The sequence below is a fragment of the Nocardia sp. NBC_01329 genome, from assembly GCF_035956715.1.
GTDB lineage: Bacteria > Actinomycetota > Actinomycetes > Mycobacteriales > Mycobacteriaceae > Nocardia.
Genome location: NZ_CP108381.1, coordinates 4,076,007 through 4,090,708 on the forward strand (window position 1 = coordinate 4,076,007; position 14,702 = coordinate 4,090,708).

12 protein-coding genes and 1 tRNA gene are annotated in these 14,702 nt (G+C 66.7%); 5 read left to right on the forward strand and 8 right to left on the reverse strand.

Annotated elements, in window-relative coordinates; all coding sequences use genetic code 11:
• Positions 1-8 precede the first annotated feature (8 nt).
• Positions 9-2,819, reverse strand: coding sequence for a pyruvate dehydrogenase (acetyl-transferring), homodimeric type (gene aceE, locus OG405_RS18625; RefSeq protein ID WP_327152398.1), 2,811 nt, complete (start codon positions 2,817-2,819; stop codon positions 9-11).
• A gap of 234 nt (positions 2,820-3,053) precedes the next feature.
• On the opposite strand from aceE, the gene OG405_RS18630 reads away from it, so the two are divergent.
• The 5 genes from OG405_RS18630 (at position 3,054) to OG405_RS18650 (ending at position 5,213) form a co-directional block, all read left to right on the forward strand.
• Positions 3,054-3,608, forward strand: a complete 555-nt coding sequence (locus OG405_RS18630) for a hypothetical protein (RefSeq protein ID WP_327147750.1) — start codon at positions 3,054-3,056, stop codon at positions 3,606-3,608.
• 129 nt (positions 3,609-3,737) lie between these two features.
• On the forward strand, positions 3,738-4,160 hold the full coding sequence (locus OG405_RS18635; RefSeq protein WP_327147751.1) for a DUF3052 domain-containing protein: 423 nt from the start codon (positions 3,738-3,740) through the stop codon (positions 4,158-4,160).
• 64 nt (positions 4,161-4,224) lie between these two features.
• Positions 4,225-4,689: a peroxiredoxin gene (locus OG405_RS18640; protein ID WP_327147752.1), complete on the forward strand. Its 465-nt coding sequence runs from the start codon at positions 4,225-4,227 to the stop codon at positions 4,687-4,689.
• 33 nt (positions 4,690-4,722) lie between these two features.
• A tRNA-Val gene (locus OG405_RS18645) sits at positions 4,723-4,797 on the forward strand.
• A gap of 74 nt (positions 4,798-4,871) precedes the next feature.
• The gene (locus OG405_RS18650) at positions 4,872-5,213 is read left to right on the forward strand and encodes a hypothetical protein (protein WP_327147753.1); all 342 of its coding nucleotides are present in this window, start codon (positions 4,872-4,874) and stop codon (positions 5,211-5,213) included.
• A gap of 96 nt (positions 5,214-5,309) precedes the next feature.
• Here OG405_RS18650 and OG405_RS18655 read toward each other — a convergent pair whose 3' ends face one another.
• The 7 genes from OG405_RS18655 to OG405_RS18685 all read right to left on the reverse strand — a co-directional run bounded on the left by OG405_RS18655 (position 5,310) and on the right by OG405_RS18685 (position 14,702).
• On the reverse strand, positions 5,310-8,096 hold the full coding sequence (locus OG405_RS18655; RefSeq protein ID WP_327147754.1) for a P-loop NTPase fold protein: 2,787 nt from the start codon (positions 8,094-8,096) through the stop codon (positions 5,310-5,312).
• A gap of 214 nt (positions 8,097-8,310) precedes the next feature.
• Positions 8,311-9,564 carry an MFS transporter gene (locus tag OG405_RS18660; RefSeq protein ID WP_327147755.1) on the reverse strand — a complete coding sequence of 418 codons (1,254 nt, stop codon included), beginning with the start codon at positions 9,562-9,564 and terminating at the stop codon, positions 8,311-8,313.
• Between the two features lie 305 nt (positions 9,565-9,869).
• A complete protein-coding gene (locus OG405_RS18665) occupies positions 9,870-10,487 on the reverse strand; it encodes a TetR/AcrR family transcriptional regulator (RefSeq protein ID WP_327147756.1) in 618 nt (205 codons plus the stop codon).
• 112 nt (positions 10,488-10,599) lie between these two features.
• Positions 10,600-11,133, reverse strand: a complete 534-nt coding sequence (locus tag OG405_RS18670) for a DUF3145 domain-containing protein (RefSeq protein ID WP_327147757.1) — start codon at positions 11,131-11,133, stop codon at positions 10,600-10,602.
• Positions 11,134-11,228: 95 nt separating this feature from the next.
• Complete coding sequence (locus OG405_RS18675) at positions 11,229-12,059, reverse strand: serine hydrolase domain-containing protein (RefSeq protein WP_327147758.1); 831 nt, start codon at positions 12,057-12,059, stop codon at positions 11,229-11,231.
• Positions 12,060-12,207: 148 nt separating this feature from the next.
• The gene (locus tag OG405_RS18680) at positions 12,208-13,338 is read right to left on the reverse strand and encodes an NDMA-dependent alcohol dehydrogenase (protein ID WP_327147759.1); all 1,131 of its coding nucleotides are present in this window, start codon (positions 13,336-13,338) and stop codon (positions 12,208-12,210) included.
• Positions 13,339-13,637: 299 nt separating this feature from the next.
• Entirely contained in the window at positions 13,638-14,702 is a 1,065-nt protein-coding gene (locus OG405_RS18685) for a phosphotransferase family protein (protein WP_327147760.1), read from the reverse strand.

The following is a 14,702-nucleotide window of genomic DNA, read 5'->3' on the forward strand; positions in this document are numbered from 1 at the left end:
AACCGCCGTCACTCCGCGTCTCCGGCACCGCCGGCAGTGAACGCCGGAGCGGCGGAAACATCGTCTATCCGGTACCGGGCGGCGGCCTCGGCGGCCTTCGCCGGATCCAGCTTGCCGATCCGGCCCAGCCCCGCCAGCGCGGCGACCACGATGGATTCGGCGTCGACATTGAATACCCGGCGCGCGGCGGGCCGGGTATCGGAGAACCCGAATCCATCGGTGCCCAGCGTGGTGAAATCGCCGGGTACCCATTTGCGGATCTGGTCCGGAACCGCGCGCATCCAGTCCGTGGCGGCCACGAACGGCCCCTGTGCGTCGGCCAGCGCCCGAGCCACGTACGGCTGCCCCGCGTCCTCACCCGGATGGTGCAGCGCCTCGATCTCGAGTTCGAGAGCCTCGCGGCGCAGCTGACCCCAGGAGGTCACCGACCAGACGTCGGCGGCCACACCCCAGTGGTCGGCCAGCAACTGCTGGGCTCGCAGACCGTCGGGCACGGTGACCCCGGAGACCAGGATCTGGGCCCGGACATCTCCCGCGCCACCCTTCTTGTACAGGTACAGCCCCTTGAGCAGCCCGTCGACGTCGAGACCCTCGGGCTCGGCCGGTTGCTGATAGGGCTCGTTGTACAGGGTGATGTAGTAGAAGATGTTCTCCCCGCCGAACCCGTCCACGCCCGGTGTCCCGCCGTACATCCGGCGCAGGCCGTCACGCACGATATGGGCGATTTCGAAGGAGAACGCCGGATCGTAGGACACCACCGCCGGATTGGTGGAAGCCAGCAGCAGCGAATGGCCGTCGTTGTGCTGCAGACCCTCACCGGTGAGGGTGGTCCGGCCGGCCGTCGCGCCGAGCACGAAACCACGGGCGAGTTGATCCGCCGCGGCCCACAGTCCGTCACCGGTGCGCTGGAACCCGAACATCGAATAGAAGATGTAGAGCGGGATCATCGGCTCACCGTGGGTGGCGTACGACGTACCGACCGCGGTGAACGATGCGGTGGAACCGGCCTCGTTGATGCCCTCGTGCAGGATCTGCCCGACCGAGCTCTCCTTGTAGGCGAGCATCAGTTCCGCGTCGACCGAGGTGTAGAGCTGGCCGTTGCGGTTGTAGATCTTCAGCGAAGGGAACCAGGAGTCCATCCCGAAGGTGCGAGCCTCGTCCGGGATGATCGGCACGATGCGCTTGCCGATCTCCTTGTCGCGCAGCAGCTCTTTCATGAGCCGCACCAGCGCCATCGTGGTCGCCACGTTCTGCTTCCCGGAACCCTTGCGCACCGATTTGTACGCTTCGTCGCCGGGTAGTTTCAGCGGTTCGATGTTCGTACGCCGTTCCGGCAGGTACCCGCCGAGCGCCTTACGGCGATCCAGCATGTACTGGATCTCCTTGGTCTCCGCGCCCGGGTGGTAGTACGGGGGCAGATACGGATCCTTCTCCAGCTCGGCATCGCTGATCGGGATGCGCTGCAGATCGCGGAAGTCCTTGAGATCCTGCAGGGTCAGCTTCTTCATCTGGTGGGTCGCGTTACGGCCCTCGAAATGCTTACCGAGGGTGTAGCCCTTGATGGTCTTGGCCAGGATCACCGTCGGCTGCCCCTTGTGCGCCAGCGCCGCCGCGTACGCCGCGTACACCTTGCGGTAGTCGTGACCGCCGCGCTTGAGGTTCCAGATCTCCTGATCCGACAGATCCTGCACCAGCGCCTTGGTCCGCGGGTCGCGGCCGAAGAAGTGGTCGCGCACGTAGGCGCCGTCATTGGCCTTGTAGGTCTGGTAGTCGCCGTCGGGGGTGGTGTTCATCAAATTCACCAGTGCGCCGTCGCGGTCGGCACCGAGCAGTGCGTCCCACTCCCGGCCCCAGATCACCTTGATGACATTCCAGCCGGCACCACGGAAGAACGACTCCAGTTCCTGGATGATCTTGCCGTTACCGCGAACCGGACCGTCCAGTCGCTGCAGGTTGCAGTTCACCACGAAGGTCAGATTGTCCAGACCTTCCATGGCCGCCACCTGGGCGAGACCGCGCGATTCGGGTTCGTCCATCTCGCCGTCGCCCAGGAACGCCCACACGTGCTGATCGGAGGTGTCCTTGATACCGCGATCGTGCAGGTAGTGGTTGAACCGCGCCTGGTAGATCGCGTTCATCGGGCCCAGGCCCATCGACACCGTCGGGAATTCCCAGAAATCGCTCAGCAGTCGCGGATGCGGATACGAGGGCAGACCCTTACCGAGGCCGCCATGGCTGTACTCCTGGCGGAAACCGTCGAGCTGATCGGTGCTCAACCGGCCCTCGAGGAAGGCGCGAGCGTAGATCCCGGGCGACGCGTGACCCTGGATGAAGATCGAATCGCCGCCGCCGGAATGGTCTTTACCACGGAAGAAATGGTTGAAGCCGACCTCGTAGAGCGCCGCCGAGGACGCATAGGTCGAGATATGGCCGCCGACACCGATACCCGGACGCTGCGCGCGGTGCACCATGATGGCCGCGTTCCAGCGGATCCAGGCCCGGAAGCGCCGCTCGGTCTCCTCGTCGCCGGGGAACCAGGGCTCGTTCTCGGTCGGAATGGTGTTGACGTAATCGGTGGACGTCAGCGCAGGAATGGACACCCGCCGCTCACCGGCGCGTTCCAGCATCCGGAGCATCAGGTAGCGGGCCCGGCCGGGGCCCTCACGCTCGAGCATCTCGTCGAAGGACTCGAGCCATTCGCTGGTTTCCTCCGGATCGATATCCGGTAGGTAGGACGCCACTCCTTCACGAATCACGCGGACTCGGCCACCGGGCGGTACGCCGTCGGCGTCGCGAGGGGTGGGAGCGGAACCCGGCACAGCGGATTCCGCCGGGACGCCAGAGTGGATCAGATCGGTCAAAACTGCTCCTCGTACAGGGGGTGGTCGAGCTGATGGCTGCGGTGACCCCGAGCGGCCCGCTGGTGTGCGGATCACTCGTGACGACTTTTCCGGGCGCGCCCGCATCCTCGCGTGGCGCGTCCCACATCATCATGTCAGCCGCCGATCCAGTACCGTGCGACAGGCAGCGGTTACCGAGGAGTCGGGAGGACGATGGAAGGGCTGGACCCGCGCCGTTTCGGGCTGATCTGCGCCGCGGCGGCCCTGGTCGCCGGGGCGACCGTGGCCGGCTGCGCTCAGCAGGTCGAAGGCATCGCGACACCGAACGCGGCCGAGGCGACCTCGTATCGGGCATACGCGTCGTCCTCGTCCGCCGCGGCCACGTCTTCGCAGATCGCGGCATCCCGCGACAAGGCCATCTCCGACAACTGCACCCTCTTCCCCGGCACCACCGGCGTCGGGGTGAGCAAGTACAACGAGTTCGTCGACGCGCACGACAACAACGCGCCGGAGTACGACGCCGTGAAGGACGGCGCGGTCACCGCGCTCGAGGATGCCGCGAAACAGGTCGAAGGCGGAGTGAACACCGCGGGCGCTCAGCTGCCCGAAGAGTTGAAAACGAAACTCGTCGCCTACGTGGACGCAGCCCGCGCCCTCGCTCGAGCCACCCGGGACATGGTCTACACCTCTCCGGTGGGACCGCTCAACGATGCGAGCAAGCGCGTGAACGACGCGCGCAACGCGGTGCGCGATGCTTGCCCCAGCTGACCCGGATCGCCCGTCACCAGGGGTTTCCCGCGACATCGAAAATTCGATCTACCCGATCGGCTTGCGTTAGGGCCGATAACCATGTTCGCTTGCACATATCTGTAGTCGGGAGTTGAGGAGGACGCCACCGTGGTCGCCGCGGCGGAGGATCAGAATTTCGCGCAGAAGCTTGGCATCACCCACGGCATGGTTGTCCAGGAGCTGGGTTGGGACGAGGACACCAACGACGACCTCCGGGCCGACGTCGAGGAGACCTCCGGCAGTGAGCTGCTGGAGGAGGAATCCGACGAGGTCATCGATGTCGTCCTGCTGTGGTGGCGGGAGGGTGACGGGGACCTGGTCGACGAGTTGATGGAGGCGATCGGCCCACTCGCCGACGACGGCTTCATCTGGGTGCTCACCCCCAAGACCGGTAACGACGGCCATGTCGATCCCAGTGAGATCGCCGAGGCCGCCCCCACCGCCGGTCTCACCCAGACCTCGGCCATCAAACTCGGCGAATGGTCGGCCAGCCGTCTGGTGCAGCCCAAGGCCCCCACCAAACAGCGCTGAGCCGCCCACAGCTGTCCGCACACCCCGGCTTCGGGGTGTGCGGCCCGAGATTCGGAGGATCGCCATGCCCATCGAGGTCGGCACCAAGGCGCCGGAGTTCACCCTCAAGGACCAGAACAATCAGGAAGTCTCGCTGTCGAACTACCGCGGCGACAAGAACATCCTGATCGTGTTCTACCCGCTCGCCTTCACCGGCATCTGCCAGGGCGAGCTGTGCAAGGTCCGCGACGAGTTGCCCCGGTTCCAGAACGACAACACCGAGATCCTCGCGATCTCGGTGGGTCCGCCACCCACGCACAAGATCTGGGCGGCCGAACAGGGCTACACCTTCCCGCTGCTGTCGGATTTCTGGCCGCACGGCGCGGTGGCCCAGGAGTACGGCGTCTTCAACGACACCACGGGCTTCGCCAACCGCGGCACCTTCGTCGTGGACCGGGAGGGAATCATCCGTTTCGCGGAGATGAACGGCCCCGGAGAGCCCCGTGACCAGGCGGCTTGGGAGAAAGCGCTCAGCGCGCTAGATTCATAGACCGTTCCCCCGGACATACGCTCCGGGGGATACGGGCGTATAGCTCAGTGGTAGAGCTCTGGTTTTACACACCAGCGGTCGGGGGTTCGAACCCCTCTGCGCCCACCAAGGAATTACCCAGATCCGGACCGGTGTATTTCCCGGAGTCCAGCAGGATCGCGGCCGCTGTAGGGTGACATCCCATGGAATCAGCGGCGTGCGACGCGCTTACCGGCCTGATTCTTTCGGCGGAGCCACTGGACAGGGCAGTTCGAGCCGCCTATCGGTGCGATTCCAGCGCAGGGCCTTCGGTGATTCTGGACCGCCCAGCTGTGAGGAGTGTCCTGCAGAGGTGCATATCCGGAGAACTGGATTTCCGGGAGTTGCCCAGGTGGGCCGGCGCTGTACATCTTCTGGATCGGACAGAGGTCGACGAACAGGACATCGATCTACTGACGCAGTTCCTCTTCGAGATTTCGACGCCGGAGCTGTTCGAGCCGGTCACCGTCGACGTGTGTCGGCAGTGGATCGATCGGCTCGAATAGAGACATCGGCTCGTCGTCTCGCGAGGCATAGTCCTGCCTGGTGTGGTGCTTGCCCTGGGCGATTTTCTTGTCGTAGTAGGCCGGGGTGGTCGTCCACTACCGCGCGACTCCCCCGGTATCGGAGGTCGGCAGCACGTAGGAGAAGCGGCGGACTCGCGGCAGCCACAGCTGCAATTCGGTGAGGTCGGTCAGATCGGTGTCGCGCACCACCCGGGCGAGACCCCGGTGCAGGCGACGCCATTGGGTGACCCGGTCCGGTGGCAGGACTCCGGAGATGCGGTTGACCCATCCGTCGTCGCGTGGCCGCGGTTCCAGATCGGCGATGAATCGGTCCAGCGGGGTAGCCGGCGGGCGATGCGCCAGACCACCGTCGATGTCCTCTCCGGTGACCGGCGGTGCGTCGAGAACGACGCCGAGCAGTCGACTACCGGCGGTGAGCAGACCCAGCAGAACGACGACGGCCTGATACTCACCCGGCCGGCCGTCGAATCCGAGGAAGCGGGAGGCCGCGGACAGGTCGCGGGTGGCCCGGACCATCCGGTACAGGTTGACCAGACGTTTCGCCTCGCGCGGCGTCTCGATCAAGGTGTCCAACGCCGCGAGCATGGTGATCTCGGCTTCGGTCATCGGTTGCGGTGGGGGCGGTGGCGTACCCGGGTCTTCCCGCTGTTGCCGGTCGACCTCGGATCCGGGCTCGACCGTGATCACGCCGGGGGGTGCGGGCGCGATCACCGCCGGCACCGGGGCAGGCGGTCGCGGAGCCGCGACCGGTTCCGCGACCGGGAGGGGTGCGGAATCGGGCCCGGCGACAGACCGGAGCAACCGCCCCAGGCTGTCCGACGACATGGCCGGCAGTACCAGCGGAATGTTGAGGATCTTCTCCAGGTAGTCCTCCGGGGTGCGCCCGAACGCGTCCGGATCGTCATCGACGCCCATCGACAGGAGATCCGAGTAGCTGCTGCGCAGCGAACGCAGCAACCATCTCGGGTCCACACCGACCACGACCACGAACAGTTCGAAGGCCAGCAACAGGTGCACGGCCTGCAACACCTCGACAACCTGCGCCGGCCGGCACCGGTCCAGATCATCGATATAGAGGACGATCCGGTCGACCGGACGCCGGGGGCGATCCCACTCCTGATCGCTCGCCCGCCATTCCACCATCAGCTCGACGAGTTGTTCGAAATCCTTGCGAACGGTGGAGACCAGGCCGAGATTTCCCGAGTAGTCGTCGCTGCGGGCCCGGTCGGCGATGAAACCGTGCAGCCGCCGACCCGGCGCGAGCTGGGCCAGTTGCCGGCCCAGTTCGCCCACATGGGCGACGACCTCGTCCAATTGGGCTTGGGCCACACTCTGCTGCGCTTCGGCGGCCCGCAGCCGGTCCAGGGTGCCCGACATCTGCTCGGCCACCGCCGCATCGGCCACGCCGCGCATACCGGTGTGCAGTTCCCCGGCGACCTCCCGCAGCGTCTGCAGTCCGGTTCGCGCCCGGACGAGCAGGGCGACTCCAGTGCCGGCGCACGCGCCGAAGAGTGCGATCGTCGCAGCGAGCCAGTCCCGCAGCGCCGGAGCCAGGACCGCCCCCAGTAGCCCGGTGAACAACAGGACGGCCGCTGCCGCCAGTGCGATCCGGCCGCGCCGATCGGCCGGCACCCGCCGCAGCGCCTCGGCCTCGGTCAGGGTGCCGTGCATCTCCTCGGCCAGCAGTCTGGCCTGAGCCGTCTCGTCCGCGATGCCCAGCCGATGCCACAGACCGTCGACGCGCCGCCGGAACTCATCGGAGTTCCGCAACGCGACCAGTAGGTCACCGGCGGTCGCTTCGCGCGTCGCCGTGGCCTCTTCGATCTCCGCGCGCAGCGCCGCCGCGGTATCCCCGGCCTCCCGGGTGGCCGACTCGAGTTGCCGGCGCTGATCGACCCGCTGGGCCAGTTCTCGGCGGATCTGCTCGGCCCGTTCCCGGGTGCCGGGTTCGGAACCGGCGAGCTGCCGGAAGATCTCGTCCCCGAGGCTGGCCCACAGATTGCTGTCGGTGTAATGCCACGCGTTGAAACCGATCTGCACGATCTCGGTGCAGTACCGCGCATCGGTCCCGGCGAGCCGGTCGATTCGGTCCCGCAGCATCGCCATGAAATAGCTCTTGCCCGAACCCCACGCCCCGAAAACGCCGATCGACAACGGCAGCGGGGTCTCGCGGTCGGCGATGACAGTCGCCAGCATGGAGACATACGGGGCGACACCGAGCTGGTCGCGGTTCAGTGGGATGCCGATGCTCGGGTCGACCAGGTCCGCGGACAGGCTACCGGCCAGTCCCCCGGACAGATCGGGTGCCGCCCGGGCGAATTCCGCCGCGATCGCCGCCGCGTCGCTCTCGTGGCGGCAGAAGAAGACGAGACCGTCCAACCGGTGCCCAGAGGTGTTCAACGCGGAATCCACTGCGGTGGAGACCACCATCGCCGCGGCTTCGCCCTCTGGTCGATTCAGGATACCGGCGGTGAAAAGCGGTAGACCGAGGATTCTCGTGCCGCCGCCCACCGCGGCCCGGATCGCTTCCTCGGTGGCCAGCCGCAAGGTATCGTCGGACAGCTCGCCACCGTCGCCACCGATCTCCCGGGGGTTGACCAGGAGCGCATGCTCGGGCCGGGTGGACGAGAGCGCGAAGAAGCGCGGGTGGTGCGCGTCGATCAACTCGTATTCGATGAGATTCCACGCCGCGTCCGGATACACCTCGCGCAGCGCGTGTCCCAGCGAACCGACTCCGGCACCGACCGATACAGCGATCGTATCGATATCCAGCTCCCAGGGGCGGTCGGTCAACGCCAACGAGAACCGTGTCGTGCCGACCATGCCGAGTTCGGTGATCTCGGTGGCTTCCGATGTCGTCATTGCCTCCCTCTCCGCGGCGCCGGCCGCGGCGGCGCGGCGGCGAGGTCGTGTCCGGTGACGGGTGGAGTACGAACTGCCGACGGACCGGTACTCGCCCGACCGGCAGTCGACCCGCCCAGCGGTGCCGAGTATGCCATCGGCTTCCGAGACATACTCGCGCACAACGGCTCATCCGCCGTAACCCGAGCGCGTCGTATCGAGTGCGGCTACCGGCCTATACATCGGCGTACCGGGGTTCGGTCGCGGGTTTCGCCGGAGCCGTCGGGCTCGAGCCGTATCGCAGGTACGGCGAGCGCAGCGCGGGTGCGATCACGGCGACCGCCGAGACCGCGAGGACGACACCCAGAACGAGCGGTGCCCGCAGTCCGAAAGCGGGTATCAGGCTGGAGCCGACGGCCGAGCCGACGACGACCCCCAGCGTGATGAAGGACGTGTGCACCGTGTTCACGATCACTCCGATGCCGCCCGCGCGCTGGACCCGTACCGCCATGGCCGGGTTCATCGTCACGCCCACCAGCCCGATGCCGAGCAGGAACATCACCGCGAGCGGCCGGGAGCCGGTGTAGACGGCGAAGCCGGTGAGGAACACGATATTGAGCGAGGTGCCGATCAGGAGTGTGGCGACGGTATGCCGATCCGCGAGACGCCCGACGACCGCGTTACCGACCACGGTCGCGGCACCGTAGGCGAGCAGCAGCAGGGGAACCGCGCCTTCGCCGAATCCGGTGATGCGAGTGAGGATCGGAGCGAGAAAGCTGAAGACGGAGAAGGTCGCGCCGATGATCAGGGTACTGGAGAGCAGCGCGAGGATCAGTTGAGGACGGCGGAACACACGCAGTTCGGTAGCCACCGAGGGAGCCGGGGCGTCCTCGGCTCCGGCCGGCCGGTCGGGTTCCTGTACGAAGGCGAGGGTGAGCGCCGCCGCCACCGCGGTCAGGACGGCCACCGTCCAGAACGCCGCCTGCCAGCCCAGCCGGTCACCGACGAAGGTGGCCAGCGGCAGGCCCAGCAGTGTGCCGAGCATGAGCCCGCTTATCGCCACCGATACCGCCCGGCCGCGGATCTGCTCGTCCACGAGCCGCAGGACCAGCGAGACGGCCAGGCCGAAGAACGCCTGCGCGGCGATACCGGTCACCACCCGGGCCACGACCATCACCGGGTACGAAGGGGCCAGTGCGGCGAGCAGATTTCCGGCGAAGAAGATCGCGAAGACGATCATGATCGCGGACTTGGGCGGTATCCGCAGCAGGACCAGGATGAGAAGGGGGCCGCCCAGCGCCATGGCCACGGCGAAAACCGTGACGAGATAACCGATCTGCGCGATACCGGTGTGCAGGCTATCGGCCAGTTGCGGCATGAGACCGGCCACCGCGAATTCGCTGGTGACCATGGCGAAAATACCTACCGCGAGTACGTACACCGCTGCGGGCACCGAGGAGGTTCGGGCGGGTGGCGAGGTAGCGATCAAGAGAATCTCCCAATATGTAACGAACGTTCCAGAAAAGAGTCACGAGCGACCCGGACAACGGCACACCCACTCCGGGACCGACCGCCGGGCGACGAAACAGCGCGAAAGCGGCCGGAGACGTCGACGATCGGACGCGACACCCGAGCCGAACCGGCCGTGCCGCACGCATATCCGGGCGGTCCGCGAGCAAAGTCCCCAGACCCAGCACACCCGGCTTCCGCTGGGGACCGAGAGCTCCCCGAGACTTTCTGTAACGAATAGTTCAAAATATCCCCGAGCAGATAGTCGTATCGGCTCATCCCGGCTCAGCCGCCCGAGCGCTCCGGCCGCAGGGCGCGTAGCGTCGCCGCGACGATCTCATCGCACCACCCGGCCGCGACCCGCCCCTGAGACGAGACCCGCAGACCCGCTACCGTTGAATTCACGAAGGCCGCAAGCCCTTCCGCGGACGAACTCGTCGTCACCTCCCCCGCCGCCTGACCCGCCCGGAGCAAGGCGGCGAGCATGGCCAGCCGCGCGGCAGTGTCCCGGCCCACCCTTTCGATACTCGCCACATGCCCGGGATCGTCGGCCAGCTCGGTCACGGTGTTCACCGCGAGGCAGCCCCGGGGCGCCCCGGACTCGGCCCGCCGCGCTTCCTCGGCCACGACCGATCGGAGCAGTTCCTCGATACGCTCGACAGTCCCCCGGGCAGCATCGTCGATGATCTCCTCGGCTCGGGCCAGCGTCCGATCCAGATACGCGTCGAGACACTGCGCGAAGAGCTCGTCCTTGCTACCGAAGGTGTTGTACAGGCTGCTCCGCCCCAGACCGGTCACCCGGCAGAGGTCTTCGGCACTCGTGGCATGGAGCCCGGCCCGCCGGAACTGGACAGTCGCGGCATCGACGACCTGCTCTCGGTCGAAACTCCGGGGGCGCGCCATGGGCCCACCCTAACCGGTTATGTAACGAACTGTCCATAATTTCGTTTCCCCGGTGGGATCGATGACCAGCCAGATGGGCGGGCCCGAACCGGGCGTGACGAGCGGACAGGACTCAGCCGACGTCGCGGCGCAACCAGGTGACCTCGGCGCCCTCGCTGCCGGTCCGGTAGGCCTCGAGGTCTTCGTCCCAAGCAGTGCCCAGGGCCCTGTCGAGTTCGGTGGCCAGATCGAAACCGGAGCGCCTGCCCAGCTCACGATCGGCCTGCAGCAGGACCCGCATCCGCATCTCGCCGACCATCACATCCCCGTTGGCGCTGGTGGAACCGTGCCACAGACCCAGCGCGGGTACGAAGCTGTAACGCTCGCCGTCGACACCCTCACTGGGGTCCTCGGTCACCTCGAACCGCAGGACCGGCCAAGAACGTAGTGACTGCGCGATCCGGGACGCGGTACCGGCCGGGCCCACCCAATCGGTCGTTGCCCGGAGTTGCCCCGAGGCCGCGGGCTGCGCGGTCCAGCGCAGACACGCGGGAACACCGAGAGCGGCCGCGAGTGCCCATTCGATATGTGGGCACAGCGCGGTGGGCGACGAGTGGATGTACACCACACCCGCCGTTGCCTCCGCGTATCGGGTTGATGCGCGCACCACGTACACCTCCGGTTTCGACGATTCTCGTCTTCCCCAACGGTCCGTCGAAAAGGCGTTGCCCGAGTGTACTCGAGTGCCCGGTGTTGCACGTGTTACTTCACGGCCGTGTTGCGCGCGAGTGTGGTCTCGGCGAGGACCGAATCGCTGAACGGGGGCCATACTTCGCGCGACCAATCGCCGAAATTCTCGTCGCTCAAGGCCACACAGGCCACGTCGTAGCGCGGGTCCACCCACAGAAACGTCCCCGACTGGCCGAAATGACCGAAGGTGGCGGGCGAGTTGGTGGCACCGGTCCAGTGCGGCGACTTACCGTCTCGGATCTCGAAACCCAGACCCCAGTCGTTGGGCCGTTGTGAGCCGAAGCCGGGCAGAACACCGTTGCTGCCCGGAAACTGGACGGTGGTGGCCTCGGCGAGAGTCTGCGCCGAGATCAGCCGTGGCTCGAGAAGCTCGGCGGCGAAACGCAACAGGTCGGCGAGGGTGGATTGCGCCCCGTGCCCGGCCGACCCCGTCAACTCCGAATCGGACATGCCCAGCGGTTGGAATACGGCCTCACGCAGGTACTCCGGGAACGGGATACCGGCGTGCTCGGTGACCGCGTCGGCCAGTAGTTCGAATCCCGCGCTCGAATAGATCCGCTTGGTGCCGGGACGAGCGAGGATATCGGCGGTATCGAAGGCGACGCCGGAGGTGTGGGCGAGCAGGTGGCGGACGGTCGAACCGGGCGGTCCGGCAGGCTGATCGAGTTCGATCGCCCCTTCTTCCACGGCCACGAGCACCGCATAAGCGACCAGGGGTTTGGTGACCGACGCGAGCCGGTAGACCCGATCCGCCTCACCGGCCGACCACCGGCCGTCCCGGGTGACCACACCCGCCGACGCATGCCGGACCGGCCATTGCTGGATCTGTTCGAGTGCGCGCACACCCCGAGGTTACGAGACGCTATCGCGTCGGCGGAATCCACCCGAGCGGTTACGGCAGGCCGATTCACCAGCACGCGGCCCGGGGGCCGGACAGTGTCCGGCCCCCGGGGCACACCACATATCCGCCGTTCACCCCGGCGGAGTGATATCAGCGATCCGCGTCCGTGTACTTGATGATGCCGCGGATGTTCTTGCCGTCGAGCATGTCCTTGTAACCCTGGTTCACGTCCTCCAGGGAGTAGCTGCGGGTGACCATATCGTCCAGGTTCAACTGGCCGGCCTTGTACAAGGAGAGCAGCCGTGGGATGTCCTGGCGGGCGTTGCCGCCGCCGAAGATGCAGCCCTTGACCGTCTTCTGCAGCATGGAGAGCAGGAAGCTGTTCAGCTTCACGTCGAAAGCATCCATCCGGCCCATCGAGGTGACGACCAGCGTTCCGGCCTTCGCGGTGAGGATCAGGCCTTCTTCGATGTACTCACCCTGCATCTCACCCATGGTGAGGATGACCTTGTCGGCCATCCGGCCCTCGGTGGCCTCCATCAGCGGCACGATGGCCTCTGCCATGCTGCTGTAGGTGTGGGTGGCGCCGAACTTCTCGGCCTGTTCCCGCTTCCACGGGTTCGGGTCGATCGCGACGACCTTCTGCGCGCCGGCGAGCAGCGCGCCCTGCAGTGCGCTCATGCCGACACCGCCGATGCCGACGATGGCCGCCGTATCCCCGGGTACCACATTGCCCACATGGGTGGCGGAGCCGAAACCCGTGGGCACGCCGCAGCCGACCAGGCAGGCGACCTCGAACGGGATCTCGGGGTCGATCTTGACCACCGAGCTGTGGTGCACCGTCATATACGGAGAGAACGTGCCGAGCAGGCACATCGGGATGACGTCCTTACCGCGGGCCTGGATGCGGTAGCTGCCGTCGCTGATGGACTGCCCGGACAGCAGGCCCATCCCGAGATCGCAGAGCGCCATATGCCCCGACACACAGGCCGGACAGCGGCCACAGGCGGGGATGAACGACAGCACCACGTGATCGCCGACGGCGAGATCGGCCGGGGTGTTGGGGCCCAGTTTCGTGATGATGCCCGCGCCTTCGTGGCCGCCCATGGCCGGGAACGACGGCATCGGGGTGGCACCGGTGACCATATGGTGGTCCGAATGGCACATCCCGGCGGTTTCCAGCTGGATCTGCACCTCACCGGCGCGGGGGTCACCGAGTTCGATTTCCTCGACCGACCACGGTTCGTCGATCCCCCACAGGATCGCGCCCTTCGTCTTCATTCGTGTCCGACCTCTCGCATGCGCGGGCTTTCATGTGACAGCCTCCACACTACGATACGAACTGGAACACGTTCTAGTGGGTTGATGAAGAATTTCCGAGAGAACTGGTCGGCCGACCATGAAGCGCGGCCGAGGGTGGACAACCACGCCGGCCGCCTCCCACAGAGCGCCGGAGCGTCCACTTCCACCGCCGATACTCCCGACACCGTCCAATGCCGGGCGATCGGCAGGCGGAGCCCGGGCTCAGGTCCGTGGACGTGGCGAGTTCGGAAAGGCGGCCGAAATAGTGAAACCTGTTCTCACTCCATGAGTCCGCGCGCCCGCGCGAACAGTTCCAGCGTGTTCGCGTGCAGGAATTCACCGACCTTCTTCGGCGCCTTACCCGCGAAAGACCGCGCGTAGGTGCCCTCCAGCACGATGCCGAGCTTGAAACAGGCCAGCACGGTATACCAGGTGACCGCACTCAGATCGCGGTCGGAGAACTTGCCGTAGTGCTCGATCATCTCCGCACTCGTCGGCAGCGATCCCGCCTCACCCAGCTTGCCGATCAGCACCGCCCCGGAGGTGCCCGGTTCCGGCCGGGTGGCGATCTGCCAGCCGAGGTCCAGCAGCGGATCGCCGATGGTCGACATCTCCCAGTCGACCAGGGCCGCGACCTCGGGCCGCTCGTAGGAGAACATGATGTTCGCGAGATGGCAGTCGCCGTGCAGGATTCCGGGGGTCCAGTCGGCCGGACGCTGCCGCTCCAGCCAGTCCGCCACCGCTTCCAGTCCGGGAATCCGCGGGCCGGGGTATCCCTCGTTCGCCGAATACGACTCGAGTTCGTGCATCCAGCGGCCGACCTGGCGTTCTAGAAAGCCCTCCGGCTTGCCGTAGTCGTCCAGGCCCAGCGCCCGGTAGTCCAGTGCGCCGAGCCGGGCGATGGCCTCGACCGCGGACAGTCCCATCTGCCGCCGAGCCGCCGCGTCCTCGGCGAAGGGCGCGGGCAGTTCGGTCTGCGGGTTGAAACCCTCGATCGGCTCCATCAGGTAGAAGACCGCGCCCAGAACCGACTCGTCGAGTTCGGCAGCGATCACCCGCGGCGCCCGGACATCGGTATCGGCCAGCGCGCCGAGCAGTCGCGCCTCGCGGCGGATCACCTCGTTGCTCTTGGGTCGCAGAAACGCCGGACCACGGCGCAGCACATAGTCGCGCCCGCCCCGGGTGAAACGCAGCATGATGTTCTGCGTTCCGCCGCCGAGCGCCTTCACCTCCTGGAACTCACCACCGGTGAGCCCCCGCTCGTCCATCCAATCTCCGACCACGGTGAAGTCGACGTGCTCACGATCCACGCCTACCGGCTGTGCAACAGACATGCCTGACAT